This window comes from Sphingobium sp. CCH11-B1 (assembly GCF_001556865.1).
Lineage (GTDB): Bacteria > Pseudomonadota > Alphaproteobacteria > Sphingomonadales > Sphingomonadaceae > Sphingobium.
Genome location: NZ_LSJY01000202.1, coordinates 167,095 through 184,079, shown reverse-complemented (window position 1 = coordinate 184,079; position 16,985 = coordinate 167,095). Strand labels below are relative to the sequence as shown.

Here is a 16,985-nt window from a genome sequence, read left to right as displayed (position 1 = left end):
CGGCATGAGCACCCATCTCGCCGATCTGATCCGCACGATCCCGGACTTCCCAAAACCAGGCGTCCAGTTTCGCGACATCACAACCCTGCTGGCCGATGGCGAGGGCTTCCGGGATCTGGTCGATGAACTCGCGGCGATCGCCGCTCCTCTCGACCCCGACCTTGTCATCGGCATAGAGGCGCGCGGTTTCATTCTGGGCGCGGCGATCGCGCATGCCATCGGCAAGGGCTTCGTCCCCGTCCGCAAGGCGGGCAAGCTGCCGGGGCCGACCGTCGGCATCGATTATGTTCTGGAATATGGCACGGACCGCCTGGAACTGCATCGCGGGCAAGTGCCCGCGGGAAGCCGCGTCATTCTGGTCGATGATCTGATCGCCACCGGTGGCACCGCCATAGCGACCGCTCAGCTGCTGCGCGAACAGGGGGCGAGCATCTCGATGGCGCTGTTCGCGATCGATCTGCCGAACCTTGGCGGCCGCGCCGCGTTGGAGGCCGAAGGAGTTCCGGTGCGCGCGATCCTGACCTTCGACGGACATTGATCGGCCTTCTTTGGCCGTTGCACCGCTAGACTTGCCAGTCGCGCAAGGCAGGCTCCAGACCATCCACCGCCACGGCCAGTCTTTCGTCGATGAGGCCCAGCAACTCCATCCAGCTGTGGATGCCGTCCAGCTCACCCGGGCCATCGGAAACGCCACGCAGTCCCATGAGCGGCACGTCGAAACGCGCACAGGCGCGCGCCACCGCGAACGTCTCCATGTCGACCATGTCCGCGTCTATCGAGGCATAATCGTCGCCGCCTACGACATTGGCGCCGGTGGAAAGCCGGGCGAGCGGCAGCGGAAGGGGGGTAACGAGCGGAATGTCGACCGGATGGTCGGCGAAGGGAGTCACGCCCCTGGCAAAACCCAGCCGGGATGCGTCCATGTCGCGCCACGACACGCTCGCAATCTGGAAAATGTCACCCAGCGGGCAGGTTCTCGACCCCGCCGATCCCAGGGAAACGACAAGATCCGGCAGGGCATTCTGGCGCTCAAGCTCCTGAAACGCGATGCCGGTCGCCAGCGCAGCTTCGACAGGGCCGACGCCGGTGAGCAGCGGCGAAAAGCGCGCGCGCAAATGCGCGCCATATTCCGCTTCGACCGCCATGACGAACAGCACGCGTCTGCCACCGATCGTTTCGCATCCCAAGGGCATCGAGCGTCCTCCAGCCACGCGCCTTAGAAAGGTCGCGGGATGCGGGCAAGATGCGTCCTTGAGGCCTATTTGAGGGAGAGGCCGGATGAAGGGGAGGGCGGCACGGCGCTCCGCGCATGAAACGCGGCAGGCTTAACCCGAAACCCGTTGGGCCATGCACCCGCCTAACGATCGCGATGCTCTGCCGCGCGGTCGAGTTCCTGCGCGACGCGGCGGATTTCCGGTATATTGGCCGGCGTGCTGCGGGGTGTAAGGTAAAAGGCCTCGTACCTGCCCAGGCTTTTCCGCTCCCGAACGTCATAGGCGGTTCGAAAGGCGTTCGCCCAAGGCTGGAATCCCGGTCCGACGACGATCCAGCCCGGACGCCGGTAGGTTGCCGCGCTTCGCTGGACATAGTCCAGAATCATCGCGCCGGGCAGGGGCTCGAAGTTCGCGACGTTGTTGACGCTGGTCCAGGGCATGCTGCCGGGCGCACGGGGTACGACCCGGCGCTCATCGAACAGCATGACCGTCCCGGCGTTGCGGCCGCGAAGATAGTCCAGCGCCCCGACGGCATCCGGCGATAGAATGGCGCTGTCCCCGCGTTCCGGCGCGAGGCGGGACAGCAACCGATCTGGCCCTGTCACAAACCCGGCCCTGGCGAGGCCTTCCCGCCATGGCTGGTAGTTGAACGTGGCCACGAACGCGACCATCGCCGCAAGCGCGGTATGGACGAAACCCCTGAGGAAGGCACCCGCCAGCGTTGCGAGCAGCACTGGAATCAGCAGCGGAAAGAGGTTCAGGATATTATTGTCGTGGCTGCGGCTGAGATAATAGATGCCCGCAGCGACGAACCCCGAAAGGCAGGCATAGAAGGAACGCGCTGCGGGCGACAGACCGTGCCGCGCCAGCACCAGCATGGCGAGCGCAATCGAAGCCAGCGCGATCCAGATCGTACCGGTGGGCTTGATCGGCCGCATTCCCGGCGGATGCTGAATATAGGCGAAAAAGTCAGCCAGCGTGATGCTGCCACCCGATAGCAGCCACAGGACGAGCATAAGGGCGCCGACCCCGCCGGCCAGCGCGATGGCGCCGCGCCCGGCGCCGCGCGCCAGGGCGAGGAAGGCTGCGCGCCGATCATGGGCAGCGGTCGCGTCGCGCAGGGCCAGGTAGGGCCACCAGATCACGGTGGCGAAAAAGGCGGCTTCCGGCGACCAGAACAAATCGGCCAGCCAGATCGCATGGCCTATCCAGTCGCGTCGGACCTGTCGCTGTTCTGAAAGCAGTATGTGAAACAACAGGGCGGAGATGGTCAGGAAGCGCAGGCCGGCTACCGCCGGCGTTATGACGGGCCCCGCATATTGGATCGGAAAGCCTGTCCAGATGAAGCTGGCGCAGAACAGAGCCAGCAGCGCCAGCCAGCGGACGCCAAGAGGCGCACGCGCGGTCAGGATGATCGCGCTGCCTGCCAGAGTGGCGAAATAGAGCGCGTTGGCGACGACAGCCGTGTAGAACAGGCCGCGCCAGCAATCGGTGCCGCAGGTGGTCAGCAAAAGCGTTGTCGGCCCAAGCCCATATTGGATGGGAAAGTCGCGATACGGCACGCCGCCGCCGCGCCAGGCCTCAACCGGGGCGAGGAGGGCGCTCCAGTGATGCCAGGCGGTATAGAGCGGGTCTTGAGACTCGAAGGGGACGGTGACCAACCCTGCGCCCAGGCCAATCAACAGGCATGCCAGCATGGGCGCGAGCAGGCGGGGGTCGCGATCGCTGATTGCCGAGAGGCGCTTCCAGCGCGGCAGAGCGCTGGCCGCGAGCGCGAGCGCAGCGAAAAATATGGCCGGACCAGTGCTGATCTGAAAGGTGGACCACCACCAGATGACGGTGGCGAACAGCAGCGCCGCCGTCACGCCGCCCAGCAGAGCGGCCACTCCCAGTCCGGCAAGCGGTAACAGCAGGAACGCGGCCAGCCCCGGCAGGTCCTGCCGGACGATCGTCAGAATGATCGCGCCGCCCAGCAAAAATGCACAGAGCAGGCGTCCCGAAAAGCGCTCCGGCCGGACACCGAACGACGCATAGGGCGCCAGCAGCACGGCAGCGAGGAGGATTGCGTAGGCGGCGAGGATCGTGAGGGAAGATGTCATCGGCGATCCCGCCTGTCCGTGTGAGCGTCCTTTGCCATGGGCCATGGTCGATCCCAGCAGCGAGCTGGCTGCGCGACCGTCACCCGATCTACCGGGTCAATCCTGATCGGAAAGGCACTGCGCTTGGCGAAGTAGGAGGCGTGCGGCACGACAAATCCGGTCTGACGGTCCCATACGCCGGCAAGCGAGCAGCGCGGTACGGGCGAAGGAGCAAGGCGCAGCGCGCGCGCCGTTTCTGCGGTGCCGGTTATCGCCCCAAGTGCGACAACCGCGCCGAACCAGGCTTTGCCCGGCCAATTTTTCCGCTGACTTCCCCATCTGGCAAAGGCAATGGCGACCAGCGCCAGCGGCATGATGGACGCGCGCATCTGAAAATCTATGCTCGAGCCAATTCCCCAGAGCGGCATGAGGAAAAGGCATGCGCCGGCAATCATGATCGTCGCGCGATCGGCCGCATTATCCTGGTCCCGCAACAAGGGGGCCAGGAAAGGCAGGACTTCCAGCAGAATGAAGAGGCTGTAGGCCGCATTGGGAGGGCGGATGCCCGAGCCGACGGACGCGGCATCTGCGGAGAGATACAGGAATGCGGGAATGGCCAGCAGCATTGCTGTCGTACACAGCAGGACATCGCGCCAGGCCCAGACCTTGGTCCGAAGGGCGACGAAACCGGCATATAGGGCGAAGGGCAGGGCACCCATCACCGCGAGGGGGGACCAGATCGCCATGAGCGGGAGCGTCGCTCCAAAAAGGCCGATGGGCGCTATGCCCTTGCGCCAGAGCAGATAGGCGAGCGCCAGCGTCCAACCCGCAAGGCAGTGCTGGGGCACCCAGAACATCTGGGTGATGTGGGCGCTATATTGATATGCGCCGGCCCAATGTTCGATATGATCCCAGTCGGCCCACCCGGCGACCCACTGATGGATGATGCTGCCGACTATGTCGAGGCCGCTGAACATCACGAACACGACAAGCGCGATCAACCGCGCCCCGCGCGACGGAAAAAGAGCCGAGCCGACGGCGAAAACCAGCCCGAACGCCACGCTATTATGTGCCAGCAGCGCCCAGTCGCGGCCGGCCTGGCTTGCGCCGCCCAGCAGCGCGGGAACCAGATACATGCCGACCGGCGCACGCAGCATCTGCGACCTGTCTTCGAGCCAATAGTCGAACGGCCATCGATGATTGCCCATGTCGGCCAGCACGGCGTCGCGGATCTGCCAGTCGGCCGTGGCGTAGAAAAGGCGACCTTCGCCACCCAAAATCAGCAGCAGGGCGGCGACCAGGAAGCAGACGAGAATAGTGGATGTGCCGACCTCAATCTTGCCGGGCATTGCCGCCCGGATGAGCAAGGCTAGCGCCGCCGGGACGGCGAAAGCCAGCGTTCCGACCAGCGGGGGTGGCAGGCCGAGCAACCCAAGCAGCAGCACGTTGTCGAGCGCCAACAAGGCGACAAGTGTTGCCACCAGCGTCCGCAAGGATAGCGAAGCCGGGATAATGCGCTGGCGCGTAGCGCGGCCCGGCCTGGCCGGCGCGGCTTGAAGTGCAGCGGACACGATCAACAATCCGGATGATTTAGCCGCGTCACGCAGCCTCGGCATCCAGCTTGCGCTGAAGCGCGTGGACTGGATTTTCGGGTTGCTCAAGGCCCATGTTGATCCGCTCGCGCTCTACCACCAGCGGCCGCTTGCGGACCTGAGCGTGGATGGATGTCACATATTCGCCCAATATGCCCATGAAAGCGAGTTGGACGCCGGACAGGAAGAAGAGAGCGACGATTAGGGTCATGATGCCGCGCGGGGCGAGATCGGGCCGCGCGATATACAGGCCTATGGATGCGATGGCGTACAGCATGCACAGCGCCGCCATGGTGACGCCCGCAAAGGTGCAGAGCCGCATCGGCGCATTGGTGAAGCTGAAGATGCCGTTGAGCGCCTGATCGATGAGACGGGGCAGATTGTTCTTGGATATGCCCGATCGACGTGCCGCCCAGGTGTAGGGAACGATGGCCCGGCGGAAGCCCACCGAGGCGATGATGCCGCGGATATAGGGATAATGGTCGTCATGGCTGACGACGGCTTCCCACACCTTGCGGTCCAGCAGCTGGAACTCGCCGACGTTGAGCGGGATGTCGATATCGCTGAGTGTGCGGACGGTGCGATAGAAGATTGCCCGGCAACTGCGCAGGGCCAGGCTTTCCTGCCGGTTCACGCGAGCACCAGCCACCACTTCAACGCCACTTTCCCACAGCTTCACGAATTCGGGGATCATTTCCGCGGGATCCTGGAGATCGGCGGGAAGGAACACGACCACCGCATCGCCGGTGGCGGCCCGAAGCGCATTGAAATTGGACCGGAAGGGGCCGTAATTGCGGGCGTTCAGGATCACCTTCATCGACGGGTCGCCGGCGGCAAGCGTACGAAGAATGTCCTGCGTTCCGTCGCTGCTGTCATTGTCGGCGAAGATATGTTCGCGGCCATAGCTCGCCAGCGGCCCGCCGGGGGCGAACAAGGCTGCGACAGCGTCGCGACAGGCCTGGACATTGTCCGCTTCGTTGAAGCAGGGCGTCACGATGGAGATAGTCTTCATGATGTCTGCTCCGGCGAGGCCGCGAACACGAAGCGGCGCATGACAAGGAAGGTGAGGGCGAAGATCGGCAAAATGACCGCCTGCGCCAGAAGGGCGGGCAGCCCCGCGCGCATGCCCAGATCCAGCAGAGCCATGTTGAGGCCAAGCACGCCTGCATAGACAAGCAGGAAGCGCGGCAGCCTGCGCGGGTCACGCGAACGGAATACGGCGCTGGTCGTCAGGAAATTGAATAGTACGCCCGAAGCCGTGCTGCCGATCAGGGCGATATGAGGCGACACGCCCAGCAGCATGAGGCCGCCAAATACGGCGTAGCCAAACAGCGTATTGATGCCGCCTGCAATCAGAAAGCCGATGAATCGAATGTCGACATTGCGCATGATCATGCCGCCAGCCTCAGGGCGTCGACCACCGTAGCGAGGCCGTCTTCGATGGCGATGCGGGGAGCCCATCCCGTCGCGGCGCAAAGTCGGCCGCAGTCTCCTTCCAGATGCATGATCTGGTTCGGGCCGAAGGGAATGTCGCCGAATCTGAGCTGCAGGTTCGGGCAGGCCAGGTCGCGAATACGCTCGACGATCGAACGTACCGACACCGCCCGCCCGCTTGAAAGGTTGAACACGCCTTGGGCGCTGTCGGTTAAGCCCGCAGCCAATACCCCTTCCGCGCAGTCGGTGATGTGCAGATAGTCCCATTTCTGGGTGCCGGCGCTGGTGCGCGGTGCGCGTCCGTCAAGAATTTGCGCAGCGACCGACGGAATCAGCCAGTTTGGATTGTCGCCCGGCCCGTAGGGGGAAAAGAGCCTGAGCCAGGCAAAGCCGATTCCGGCTTCGCCCGCACGCTGGCGGGTCAGATGGTAAGCGGAAAGCTTGGCGGCGCCATAGAGAAGAAACGGTTCGGTTGCGGCGCTTTCATCGATGCGACGATCGTGTCGCCCATATTCGGCCTGACTGCCGATGCCGATGAAGCGGCGCGCGCCCGTCGCGATCGTCGCATCGAGCAGCGCTACAGTCGTACGGATGTTGTCGAGCTGGATAGTGCCCGCTCGGGCAGGACCGCCGACTCCTTCCCAGGCTGAATGGATGACGATGTCGGGCCGCGCCTGCGCCAGGGCGGTGCGCACCGCTTCGTCATCTGCCAGATCAGCCACGACAATGGCGCAGCGTCCGCGCAGCGCCACGACGCGCGGCGAAGCGGGATTGCGCACCATCATGGTAACTTGGTGCCCCCGCCGTGCCGCGAGATCGGCAACTGCGGCTCCTACGAATCCGCCCGCGCCAGTGACAAGAATGCGGCTCATGCCGGCGCCATGGCGAGGAAATCCTCGGCTTGAGCCTGCGTGGCTGCCCGCTTGTCGCCAGCGCGATACCAGTCGGCCGTGACCTGCAGGGCTCGGCTGAGCGTCAGGCGCGGGCGCCATCCCAGCGCTTCTGCCGCCGCCGCCGAATCGAGCGTCAGCATGGAAGCCTCGTGCGGATGCTCACCAGCCTGTCTGGTCCATGGCTGCGTCATGCCCCAATGGCCCGCGAGCAGATCGATGACCTCGCATACACTCGCCATGTCGCCTGCTGCCGGGCCGAAATTCCATCCCCGTGCGAAGCGCGCAGGATCGGCGGCGAGCGCTTCGGCAAGCAGCAGATAGCCTGTCAGGGGTTCCAGCACATGTTGCCAGGGACGAACGGCTTGCGGGTTGCGGATTTCGAGCGAGCGGCCCGCGGAAAAAGCGCGGATCGCGTCGGGTACGAGCCGGTCGGGCGACCAGTCGCCGCCGCCGATGACGTTGCCTGCACGGGCCGTAGCGAGACCTACACCCTGCGCACCGAGGAAACTGTCGCGCCAGCAGGCGCTGACCAGTTCGGCACAAGCCTTGCTGTTGGAATAGGGGTCATGGCCGCCAAGCGGCGCATCCTCGCGATAGCCTTGGGCGCGGCCGTCATTGGCGTAGCATTTGTCGGTCGTGACCGAGACGATGGTGCGCACCGATCCCACCTTGCGGCAGGCCTCCAGCACATGCGCCGTACCCATGACATTGGTGCGATAGGTGCCGAGCGGGTCGGCATAGGAAGCGCGGACCAGCGGCTGTGCGGCAAGATGCAGGACGATTTCCGGCCGTGCCGCGGCGACGATCGCCTCGACCGCAGCCGCATCGGCGATATCGGCAAGGTGATGGTCGCACAGCGCAGCGCCGCCGATGAGCTCGAACATCGAGGGCGTCGTGTCCGGCGGCAACGCCAGCCCCGTCGTTCGCGCGCCTAAAGCCTGGAGGAGCACGAGCAGCCAGCTGCCCTTGAAGCCGGTATGGCCGGTAACCAGTACGCGTCGCCCGGTCCAGAAAGCGGGATCGGGCGTGAGCGCCAGCGCGCCCTGGCGCTTTAGTGCCAGGTTTTCCATGGAGCCTCGTCCCGTTCCCACATGCCTTCGAGCATTTGCCGGTCACGCAGCGTGTCCATGGGCTGCCAGAAACCGTCATGGAAGAAGGAGCGCAACTCGTCATCGGATGCGAGCGCTTCCAGCGGTTCGCGTTCCCATATGCATGCGTCGCTGTTAGCCAGATAATTGCGGATGGAGCGGTTAAGGACGAAGAAGCCGCCGTTGATCCAGCCACCTTCCTCCACCGGCTTTTCGGCAAAGGCGGCAACGCGATCGCCTTCGAGGTCCAGCTGCCCATAGCGGCTGGCGGGCCGCACGGCGGTTACCGTCGCCTTGCGGCCGTGGCTGCGGTGAAAATCGATGGCGGCGCGAACATTGAGATCGCTGACGCCATCGCCATAAGTCAGGCAAAAGTCCTCGTCCTCGCCCAGATACTGCATTGCCTGACGCAGGCGGCCCCCGGTCATCGTTTCCGCGCCCGTGTCGATCAGAGAGACTTTCCAGTCTTCGCAGGCATTGCGATGGACATCCATCGTGCCGCGCCGCAGATCGATGGTGACGTCGGACATGTGGAGCGCGTAGTTGAAGAAATATTCCTTGATCATGTAGCCCTTGTAACCAAGGCACACGATGAACTCGTCCACGCCATGCTGGGCATATATCTTCATGATATGCCAAAGAATCGGCTTGCCGCCGATCTCCACCATGGGCTTGGGCCGGACCGAGGTTTCCTCGGCGAGGCGGGTGCCGAGGCCCCCTGCAAGGATGATCGCTTTCATAGGGGATATGCTATGAACAGGCGTGGTAAAGAAGCCGTTAAAGGGTGAGGCCCCCGATACGGTTGAGCGTGGATTGTCCGGCGACCAGGTCGCAAATCTCCGCGGACAAAGCGATCGGCTCGATACAGGCGGCGGCGGGCGTGCCCGCGACGGCTTCGGTGAGCCAGGAGCCGAAGCCGCCATCGGCCAGATGATCCTCCAAAGTCGTTATTCGTGCGTGGCGTGCAAGCTGTTCGGGCTGCTGCTGCTTGGTCGCCATGCTCCAGAGGGGGAGTGACCATACGGGCCTGCCCTCTGCGCGCGCAATGGCAGCGCCCAGCGCCGCGCCGGTGGACAGCAGGATTGCGTCGCCATCGCCTTCACGCACCGGCACCCATCGGCCAGGCATGACGGCGGGGATGCTGTCGTGAAATTGCGGCTCTCCGGCCTTGCCGAGCCGCAGATAGGAGGGGCCTGGATTGGCGACCAGCCAGCGCAGGCAAGCACGCGTTTCCAGCGGATCGCCTGGAGCCGCGATGGTCATGTTCGGCATCGCCCGCATGAGCGCATAGTCCTGCACCGCATGATGGGAATAGCCAAGCGCGCCGTAGGCCACGCCGCCGCCCACGGCGACTATGGTCACCGGCAGTCGGTGATGATCGACATCGTTTCGAATCTGTTCGGCGCAACGGAAGGTCGGGAAATTGGCGATGGAATAGGTGAAGACATGATAGCCCTCGCTCGCCATCCCGGCGGCCAGGCCGGTCATATTCTGTTCCGCGACGCCCGCGTTTATGAAGCGGTCGGGGAACCGGTCGGCAAACTCCTCGATCACGCTATAGCCCAGATCACCGACAATCAGGGCGATATTGTCCCGGGCTTCCGCGAGCGCGGTCAGTTCTTCGATGAAGGCATTACGCATTGCCTGCCGGTCCCTCGATCTCCGCCAGAGCGACGTCCAGCAGTTCGGCCGTGGGGTTGCGGTAGTGCCACTCCACCTTGTTCTCCATGAAGCTGACGCCCTTGCCCTTGGTGGTGTGGGCGATGAGCATCATCGGCTTGCCTGATTCCCAGGGCGGCCCTTCGAGCTTCTGGATCAGGGCATCATGATCATGCCCATCGACCTCTCGCACAGCCCAGCCGAAGGCTTCGAATTTGGAATGCAATGGTTCCAGTCGCAATGTCTCGTCCACGCTCTTGAGGCTTTGCAGCTTGTTATAGTCGATGATGCACACAAGGTTATCGAGCCCATGGTGCGCAGCGAACAGCGCGGCTTCCCAGTTGCTTCCTTCGCCCCATTCGCCGTCGCTGGTCAGGACGACAGTGCGCCAGCCCTCGCCCCGACGCTTTGCCGCCATCGCCTTGCCGGTGCCGAAAGGCAGGCCGTGGCCCAACGCCCCGGTCGAGAATTCGGCGCCCGGCACCTTGTGGCTGATATGGGCCATCAGCATCGATCCATCCGTACCGTAGGTTTGCAGCAACCGCCGGTCGATGAAGCCGGTTTCCGCAAGTGCCGCATAGACGGCGACGCAGGCATGACCCTTGGAGAGAATGAAGCGGTCGCGCTGCGGATGCCGGGGCGCGGCAGGGTTGACCCGCAGGGCGCGGCCGTAAAGTACCGCGACGATGTCGGCGATCGATAGCGCAGATCCGATATGGGATGCCTTCGCCTGCGTGACCATGCACAGGGCCTGGCCCCGGATGCGCGTGGCCAACGCGCGTGTGTCTTGCAGGCCAGCCCCGATGATTGGCGTTTCTTTCATGGCCACAAAATCGGCCGATATGGTTAAGATTTATTCAACCAAAGCCCCCTAGCGTCGCGATCATGAAACACGCACCCATCCTGACGGTCCGCCCTTGTCCGCTTTGCGGGGCTGGTGCCGATCAAGCCGAACCCTTCCTGTCGGATTCGCGGGACGAGAGCCGGCTGAGCGCGTCCAGCTTCGCTTCCCGCAAGGTGCCGGAATATATGAGTCACGCAATGGTATGCTGCCGCGTGTGTGATCTGGCCTATGTCGATCGCCCGCCAAGCGTCGAGTACCTTGCCGCCAGCTATCATGCGGCGGACTATGACAGTGCCGATGAGGCGGAGGATGCCGCAGATGCCTATGCGCGCGCGCTGGCGCCGGTGTTGCAACGACTGAAGGGCCGTGGCGCTGCGCTGGAGATCGGAACCGGGACGGCTGCGTTTCTCGACAGGCTGAAGGACGCAGGTTTCGCGGAACTGGTGGGGATCGAACCTTCCAGCGCCGCGATCGCGGCCGCGCCGGCCCACCGGCGGCCATGGATACGCGAAGGCATATTCGAAGAAGCGAATTTCCGAGCCGAAAGTTTCGACCTTATCTGCTGCTTCATGACCCTGGAACATGTTCAGGATCCCGGCGCTTTGGTGGCGTCCGCGCTGCGGCTGTTGAAGCCTGGCGGCGTGTTCGTCGGCGTAACCCATGACCGCCGGGCATGGCTCAACCGTCTGCTCGGCCGGCGTTCGCCGATCGTCGATATCGAGCATATGCAGCTTTTTTCGGCGCAAAGCGCTCGACGACTGCTTCAGCACAACGGCTATGACGCAGTCGGCGGTGCCAGCTTCCGCAACAGCTATCGGCCCAGCTATTGGTTGCGGCTGGTTCCGATGCCCGCTGCGTTTAAGCGCGTGGCGACCCGGCTTCTCCGCGGATCGTGGTTCGACCGATGGCATCTGCCGCTCAACGTCGGGAATTTCATGAGCTGGGGCTTCAAGGGGAATTGATGGGGAAGGCGTGAATGCCCCAGCCTTGCTAGCGGTCTAAAAGATAAAACAAAAAGCCTGCCAACCCGAAGGTTGGCAGGCTTTTTGATGGTGGGCGTGGCAAGGATTGAACTTGCGACCCCTGCGATGTCAACACAGTGCTCTACCACTGAGCTACACGCCCACTGTGGAGGGGGCCAATAGCGGGGGGCGGGACAGGGTGCAAGCGGGAAAATGGTGGCCGGCCATATTCTTCTGGACAGGGCGGGGGCCGATCATATGCTGCGACGCAAACAGGGGGACGCTTCCGCGACATGCTGCCATCGACATCCTCGCCGATCCAGACGCCGCCGCGCCTTCCTTTCTATCGCCAGCTCTATGTCCAGGTTCTGACCGCCATCGCGCTGGGCGTCCTGATCGGCCATTTCTGGCCGGACGCAGGGCGTCAGTTCAAGCCATTGGGCGAAGCTTTCATCAAGCTGGTGAAGATGATCATCGCGCCGGTGATCTTCCTGACCATCGTGACCGGCATCGCAGGAATGAAGGAACTGGGTGCCATTGGCCGGGTGGCGGCGAAGGCGTTCGGCTATTTCCTGACCTTCTCCACGCTCGCGCTGATCGTCGGCCTGATCATCGCCAATCTGGTGCAGCCAGGCGCGGGCCTCAATATCGATCCCGCGACCCTCGACGCGGGCAAGGTGGCCGATTATGCGCATCAGGCGCATGAGCGCACCCTGACAGGCTTCCTGATGAGCATCATCCCGTCGACCATGGTATCGGCGGTGGCGGATGGCAACATCCTTCAGGTTCTGTTCGTCGCCATCCTGTTCGGGATCGCGCTGACGATGATCGGGGATAAGGCCACGCCATTATTGACGGTGCTTGACTCAGCGAGCCATGCCGTCTTCAAGCTGGTTGGCTTCCTGATGAAGGCCGCCCCGATCGGCGCCTTTGGCGCGATGGCCTTCACCATTGGCGAATATGGCGTGGGCACGCTCGCCAATCTGGCCGGCCTTGTTGCCACCTTCTACCTGACCTCACTGCTGTTCGTGCTGGTGATCCTCGGCGCGGTGGGATGGCTGGTCGGGTTCAACATCCTCCACCTCATTCGCTATCTGCGGGCGGAACTGTTGCTGGTGCTCGGCACATCTTCGTCCGAGGCCGCGCTGCCGAGCCTGATCGAGAAGATGGAGCGTGCGGGATGCCGCAAGTCGGTGGTCGGACTGGTCGTGCCGACAGGCTATAGTTTCAACCTCGACGGCACCAACATCTACATGACGCTCGCGGCCCTTTTCATCGCGCAGGCGTGCAACGTCCATCTCAGCCTGGAGGAGCAGATCCTGCTGCTGCTGGTCGCAATGATCTCTTCCAAGGGCGCGGCGGGCGTCACGGGGGCGGGCTTCATCACGCTGGCCGCGACGCTGTCCATCGTGCCTTCCGTCCCGGTTGCCGGGATGACGCTGATATTGGGGGTCGACCGGTTCATGAGCGAATGCCGGAGCCTGACCAACTTCATCGGCAATGCGGTTGCCACCATCGTCGTGTCGGCGTGGGAAAAGGGGTTGGACCGTGAGCGGTTCAACGCTGCCATGGCGGGGCTTCCGCTGGAGCCGGCGCCGGGCAGCGAGGAAGTGGTGCCCGACTGACGCGGGATATTTCAGTTAAGCCCCGACAGGCTTTCCGTGCCGAACATGCGTTCGACTTCCAGCACCAGGTCGCGCAGATGGAAGGGCTTCGACAGCACCTTCGCCTGCGGCACGGCCTTGCCGGCTTTCAGCGTCACCGCCGCAAAGCCCGTGATGAACATGATCCGCATGTCGGGTGCGATTTGGGCGGCGTGCTGGGCCAGTTCGATCCCGTCCATTTCGGGCATGACGATGTCAGTCAGCAACAGGTCGAACCGGTCGGCCTCGATATGCGGCACCGCTTCGGTGCCGGTGCCCACCGACACGACATCATAACCCGACTTTTCCAGCGCGCGCGCCAGATAGGTGCGCATGCTTTCGTCATCTTCTGCCAATAATATGCGGATCATCGCCCCACTTCACCTTCGGCCGCGCCGCCGATCGCTCGCGCCGGACCGGGTGGCGCGCAGCCCCCATATATGCGACAAGGTGTAAATATTATCCAGCCGAGCAGATGTTTTTTGGCGCCTCGATGAAGAAAGACATGGTGGATCATCCCGCGCCACAGATGCCGATGGTGAGCGAGCCGGCGTTCGATCTCTACGGTGCGATCGTGCCGCGCCACCCCGTCATCATTTCCGTTCCGCATGCGGGGCGGGATTATACCGACGCGTTGCTGGAGAGCGCCCGGGTCGATCTCGCAACGCTCCGGCGGCTCGAAGATCGTTGGGTGGACCTGATCACGCACCCGCTGATCGAGCGCGGGAGCAATGTGATCGTTGCTCGCACCGCGCGTGCCCTTATCGATCTCAATCGCAACGAGCGTGAGATCGACCCAGCGATGATCGCGGATTTGCCGCGGGGCGCTGCGGTCCAGAGCAGCGCCAAGTTGCGCGGCGGGCTTGGCCTCTTCCCCCGGCGCTTGCCCGGCGCGCCTGAACTCTGGCGGCAGCCGATCCGCTGGGACGAGGCCCGTCGACGGATCGATGACATCCATCGTCCCTATCACGCCGCCATCCGGCAATCGCTGCTGGCGGCGCGGGATGCACATGGGCAGGCCATCCTGATCGACCTTCATTCGATGCCACCCGTCCCATCGTCCGCGCCGGGGCAGCCTTCCGCCACGATGATCTTCGGCGATCGGTTCGGACGCAGCGCGTCATCCCGGCTGGTGGCGCTCGCTGCCGACGTGGCGCAGGGGCATGGCCTGCTTGTTGCGCACAATCATCCCTATGCCGGGGATCATGTGATCGAGCGGCACGGGCGGCCCGAACAGCGAATGCATGCCATTCAGATCGAGATCGACCGGACGCTTTATCTTGATCCGTCGCTCGACGGGCCGGGCGCCGGCCTGCCGCTGGTCCAGAAGGTGATCGGCGATATCGTGGACACGCTGGCAGATGAATTGCGGCGACCGACCTACGCCTTGGCGGCCGAATAGGCGATGACCCTTTTTGCGCCGCTGACGCTCAGATGGTGGGAGTCGAAGTAGAGCGGCTTGCCGTCCCGCTGGATGACGCAGTTCTGGCGGTCGCAAAGGGCAGCCACGGGGTCGATGATCCCCACGCCCTCTCGCCGGAGCCGATCGAAAAGCGCGCGCAGATGGGTGGTTCTTGCGTCCACAAAGGCACGCGAAACCCCTTTGGCTTCAGACAGTTGGCCGCGTTGCGCCAGATGGGCGAGGCGGCGGGGCACGTCGAACGGCTGCGGCGGCACCGGGCCGATGATCGTCACCCTTCGCCCCGCCGCACGCAGGCGCCGTACCGTGCGGTCAAGCTTCGCGACAAAGGCAGGCGCGTCGAAATCGCCATTGGCCCAGAAGGCGGAAAGATAGACGGTGCGGATCGCGGGATTGGCCTGGATGGCGGCAAAGGCGGCACGATTGGCTTGCGCGCAGCGGGCATCCATGGCCTCATAGTCCAGCACCGGCGGGCAACTGGACGTCGTGCGTTCGATGAGGGCGTGGCCTTGGTCCCGCGCGCGCAGCGACAGCGCATAGGCCAGTTCGACGCCGTGGCTGTCGCCCCAGAGCAGGGCGTCCGGCGGAACGTCCGCGCCCAGCGCGCAGGGGGCGGCGTCACGCATGAAGCTGTCATGGCATTGTTTGCGCGCCGGGCTGAAATCATCCCGCCCCGCCACTTGGGCCAGCACAGCGGGGGAGAAACGCGTGGGCCATCCTCCGGCGGTCATCAGGGCTAGCGACAGGCTGCTCAGGCAGGCGACAGATAGGCCGGTGATCATGAAGATGGCCTTTCCGGTGATCTTGCGGCTGTCGCGGAACGGCCGTTCGACGAAGCGCCACGACAGATAGGCGGAGGCGAACGACGCGGCGATGACGATCCACCGGCCCGATCCCGATAGAGGCAGGTCGGTCGCATATTCGGTGAATACGATCAGGGGCCAGTGCCAGAGATAGAGCGAGTAGGACAGCAGGCCTGTGGCTACCAGCGGTGGCAGCGACAATAGTCTTCCCGTGCCTGTGCCCGGCGTGCAGTGGAGGAGCGCCGCCGCGCCGAGAACGGGTGGGAGCGCGCCAAGGCCGGGGAAGGGGCTGTTCTTGTCATAAAGCAGGACGGTCGCGCCGATCGCCAGCAGCCCGGCAAGCCCCAGCGCTTCGCGCATCCAGCGGCGGGAAACGGGCGGCACTATGCCAAGCGCAAGGAGGGCGCCGGCAAGCAATTCCCACGCACGCGCGGGCAGGAGGTAGAAGGTGAAGCCGCTCGTGTCGCGCTGCATGGCCGCGGCCAGGGCGAAGGAGGCCAGCATGGCTGCCGCCATGATCGCGCCGCGCCGGCGGGGCGCGTAGCGGGCGATCAGGATCAGCAGGATCGGGAAGCCGATATAATATTGCTCCTCCACCGCGAGCGACCAGGTGTGAAGCAGCGGCTTCACGTCCGCGCCGCCCGCGAAATAGCCTGTGTCGGTGAAGAACCAGAGGTTGGAGGCGAAGAGGGTCGCCGCCAACGCGGATTTGGGCACGCCTTCCAGATCGCCGGGCAGGTAGAGCCATGCCGCCACCGCCAACACCGCCAGGATCATCACGGAGAGGGCGGGGATGATGCGGCGGAAGCGGCGTTCGTAGAAGCGCAAAAGCGAGAAGCGGCCCTCGTCGACTTCGCGGGCGATGATGCCGGTGATGAGAAAGCCGGAGATGACGAAGAAGATATCGACGCCCACATAGCCGCCCGAAAAGCCGGGAACATGGGCGTGGAACAGCAGTACCGGAAGAATCGCGAACGCGCGCAGCCCGTCTATGTCGCGGCGATAGCCAATATGAGCGATTCGTTCGCTGCTGGTGGCGGCCGGTCCGTGCATCCATCCGCCCCTAGCGACAAAGCCCTGCCATTTCCTTTCCGCGCCAGACCCGATGCCGATTGCGCTTCATGCAACCGTCCTTTTATCCTTCGCATTTGCAGCACGATCCGTATCGAGGCAAACAGACTGTGCCTTTCAGGCATCCTCTCCTAAAACTTTTCAGGCTGGTCTTGCGATCAGCCTTTTTTTTGTCATCCGCCTGGGCTAGGGAATCGCTGCCCATGCCGGGCCACTAAAACAAGTTTCTGGAGAGGAGCCGCCGGTCGGACCGGCAGGCACGGCATGGCTGGGGGATCGAGCGC

Annotated in this window: 16 protein-coding genes and 1 tRNA gene; 4 read left to right on the top strand and 13 right to left on the bottom strand. The window is 64.0% G+C overall.

Features of this window, described 5'->3' with window-relative positions; all coding sequences use genetic code 11:
• The first annotated feature begins 4 nt into the window (after positions 1-4).
• Positions 5-538: an adenine phosphoribosyltransferase gene (locus tag AX724_RS20515; RefSeq protein WP_066770476.1), complete on the top strand. Its 534-nt coding sequence runs from the start codon at positions 5-7 to the stop codon at positions 536-538.
• A 25-nt stretch (positions 539-563) separates the two neighbouring features.
• Here the strand turns inward: AX724_RS20515 and AX724_RS20510 are convergent, their stop codons facing one another.
• The 10 genes from AX724_RS20510 to AX724_RS20465 all read right to left on the bottom strand — a co-directional run bounded on the left by AX724_RS20510 (position 564) and on the right by AX724_RS20465 (position 10,781).
• Positions 564-1,193 carry a 5'-methylthioadenosine/S-adenosylhomocysteine nucleosidase gene (locus AX724_RS20510; protein ID WP_066770474.1) on the bottom strand — a complete coding sequence of 210 codons (630 nt, stop codon included), beginning with the start codon at positions 1,191-1,193 and terminating at the stop codon, positions 564-566.
• 164 nt (positions 1,194-1,357) lie between these two features.
• Positions 1,358-3,313, bottom strand: coding sequence for a hypothetical protein (locus AX724_RS20505; RefSeq protein ID WP_066770471.1), 1,956 nt, complete (start codon positions 3,311-3,313; stop codon positions 1,358-1,360).
• Entirely contained in the window at positions 3,310-4,773 is a 1,464-nt protein-coding gene (locus tag AX724_RS20500) for a hypothetical protein (protein WP_197421656.1), read from the bottom strand. Before AX724_RS20500 ends, AX724_RS20505 begins: the two co-directional genes overlap by 4 nt.
• A gap of 118 nt (positions 4,774-4,891) precedes the next feature.
• The gene (locus AX724_RS20495; RefSeq protein WP_066770467.1) at positions 4,892-5,896 is read right to left on the bottom strand and encodes a glycosyltransferase family 2 protein; all 1,005 of its coding nucleotides are present in this window, start codon (positions 5,894-5,896) and stop codon (positions 4,892-4,894) included.
• A complete protein-coding gene (locus tag AX724_RS20490; RefSeq protein ID WP_197421655.1) occupies positions 5,893-6,279 on the bottom strand; it encodes a GtrA family protein in 387 nt (128 codons plus the stop codon). The genes AX724_RS20495 and AX724_RS20490 overlap by 4 nt, the downstream gene beginning before the upstream one ends.
• Positions 6,276-7,190: an NAD-dependent epimerase/dehydratase family protein gene (locus AX724_RS20485; RefSeq protein ID WP_066770462.1), complete on the bottom strand. Its 915-nt coding sequence runs from the start codon at positions 7,188-7,190 to the stop codon at positions 6,276-6,278. The genes AX724_RS20490 and AX724_RS20485 overlap by 4 nt, the downstream gene beginning before the upstream one ends.
• Positions 7,187-8,281, bottom strand: coding sequence for a CDP-glucose 4,6-dehydratase (rfbG, locus tag AX724_RS20480; RefSeq protein WP_066770460.1), 1,095 nt, complete (start codon positions 8,279-8,281; stop codon positions 7,187-7,189). Before rfbG ends, AX724_RS20485 begins: the two co-directional genes overlap by 4 nt.
• On the bottom strand, positions 8,263-9,039 hold the full coding sequence (rfbF, locus tag AX724_RS20475; protein WP_066770457.1) for a glucose-1-phosphate cytidylyltransferase: 777 nt from the start codon (positions 9,037-9,039) through the stop codon (positions 8,263-8,265). Before rfbF ends, rfbG begins: the two co-directional genes overlap by 19 nt.
• 37 nt (positions 9,040-9,076) lie before the next feature.
• Entirely contained in the window at positions 9,077-9,940 is an 864-nt protein-coding gene (locus AX724_RS20470) for a transketolase family protein (RefSeq protein WP_066770450.1), read from the bottom strand.
• Entirely contained in the window at positions 9,933-10,781 is an 849-nt protein-coding gene (locus tag AX724_RS20465) for a transketolase (protein ID WP_066770448.1), read from the bottom strand. Before AX724_RS20465 ends, AX724_RS20470 begins: the two co-directional genes overlap by 8 nt.
• A gap of 62 nt (positions 10,782-10,843) precedes the next feature.
• On the opposite strand from AX724_RS20465, the gene AX724_RS20460 reads away from it, so the two are divergent.
• Complete coding sequence (locus AX724_RS20460; protein WP_066770445.1) at positions 10,844-11,764, top strand: class I SAM-dependent methyltransferase; 921 nt, start codon at positions 10,844-10,846, stop codon at positions 11,762-11,764.
• An 88-nt stretch (positions 11,765-11,852) separates the two neighbouring features.
• Here AX724_RS20460 and AX724_RS20455 read toward each other — a convergent pair.
• Positions 11,853-11,927, bottom strand: a tRNA-Val gene (locus tag AX724_RS20455).
• A gap of 130 nt (positions 11,928-12,057) precedes the next feature.
• Between AX724_RS20455 and AX724_RS20450 the strand changes: the two genes are divergently transcribed.
• Positions 12,058-13,389 (top strand): dicarboxylate/amino acid:cation symporter, encoded by a 1,332-nt coding sequence (locus tag AX724_RS20450; RefSeq protein ID WP_066770443.1) that lies wholly within the window; start codon positions 12,058-12,060, stop codon positions 13,387-13,389.
• 11 nt (positions 13,390-13,400) lie between these two features.
• Here AX724_RS20450 and cpdR read toward each other — a convergent pair whose 3' ends face one another.
• The gene (cpdR, locus tag AX724_RS20445) at positions 13,401-13,778 is read right to left on the bottom strand and encodes a cell cycle two-component system response regulator CpdR (RefSeq protein ID WP_066770441.1); all 378 of its coding nucleotides are present in this window, start codon (positions 13,776-13,778) and stop codon (positions 13,401-13,403) included.
• 137 nt (positions 13,779-13,915) lie between these two features.
• Between cpdR and AX724_RS20440 the strand changes: the two genes are divergently transcribed.
• Positions 13,916-14,809 (top strand): N-formylglutamate amidohydrolase, encoded by an 894-nt coding sequence (locus tag AX724_RS20440; protein WP_066770737.1) that lies wholly within the window; start codon positions 13,916-13,918, stop codon positions 14,807-14,809.
• On the opposite strand, the gene AX724_RS20435 is transcribed toward AX724_RS20440, so the two are convergent.
• Positions 14,788-16,683 (bottom strand): acyltransferase family protein, encoded by a 1,896-nt coding sequence (locus AX724_RS20435; protein ID WP_197421654.1) that lies wholly within the window; start codon positions 16,681-16,683, stop codon positions 14,788-14,790. The two genes, AX724_RS20440 and AX724_RS20435, sit on opposite strands and share 22 nt — an antisense overlap.
• Positions 16,684-16,985 lie beyond the last annotated feature (302 nt).

What these genes read in the sequence shown, in the direction of transcription:
- AX724_RS20515 (WP_066770476.1), top strand. Translation starts at nt 5, where the DNA reads ATGAGCACCCATCTCGCCGATCTGATCCGCACGATCCCGGACTTCCCA.
- AX724_RS20510 (WP_066770474.1), bottom strand. Translation starts at nt 1,193, where the DNA reads ATGCCCTTGGGATGCGAAACGATCGGTGGCAGACGCGTGCTGTTCGTC.
- AX724_RS20505 (WP_066770471.1), bottom strand. Translation starts at nt 3,313, where the DNA reads ATGACATCTTCCCTCACGATCCTCGCCGCCTACGCAATCCTCCTCGCT.
- AX724_RS20495 (WP_066770467.1), bottom strand. Translation starts at nt 5,896, where the DNA reads ATGAAGACTATCTCCATCGTGACGCCCTGCTTCAACGAAGCGGACAAT.
- AX724_RS20490 (WP_197421655.1), bottom strand. Translation starts at nt 6,279, where the DNA reads ATGATCATGCGCAATGTCGACATTCGATTCATCGGCTTTCTGATTGCA.
- AX724_RS20485 (WP_066770462.1), bottom strand. Translation starts at nt 7,190, where the DNA reads ATGAGCCGCATTCTTGTCACTGGCGCGGGCGGATTCGTAGGAGCCGCA.
- rfbG (WP_066770460.1), bottom strand. Translation starts at nt 8,281, where the DNA reads ATGGAAAACCTGGCACTAAAGCGCCAGGGCGCGCTGGCGCTCACGCCC.
- rfbF (WP_066770457.1), bottom strand. Translation starts at nt 9,039, where the DNA reads ATGAAAGCGATCATCCTTGCAGGGGGCCTCGGCACCCGCCTCGCCGAG.
- AX724_RS20470 (WP_066770450.1), bottom strand. Translation starts at nt 9,940, where the DNA reads ATGCGTAATGCCTTCATCGAAGAACTGACCGCGCTCGCGGAAGCCCGG.
- AX724_RS20465 (WP_066770448.1), bottom strand. Translation starts at nt 10,781, where the DNA reads ATGAAAGAAACGCCAATCATCGGGGCTGGCCTGCAAGACACACGCGCG.
- AX724_RS20460 (WP_066770445.1), top strand. Translation starts at nt 10,844, where the DNA reads ATGAAACACGCACCCATCCTGACGGTCCGCCCTTGTCCGCTTTGCGGG.
- AX724_RS20450 (WP_066770443.1), top strand. Translation starts at nt 12,058, where the DNA reads ATGCTGCCATCGACATCCTCGCCGATCCAGACGCCGCCGCGCCTTCCT.
- cpdR (WP_066770441.1), bottom strand. Translation starts at nt 13,778, where the DNA reads ATGATCCGCATATTATTGGCAGAAGATGACGAAAGCATGCGCACCTAT.
- AX724_RS20435 (WP_197421654.1), bottom strand. Translation starts at nt 16,683, where the DNA reads ATGCACGGACCGGCCGCCACCAGCAGCGAACGAATCGCTCATATTGGC.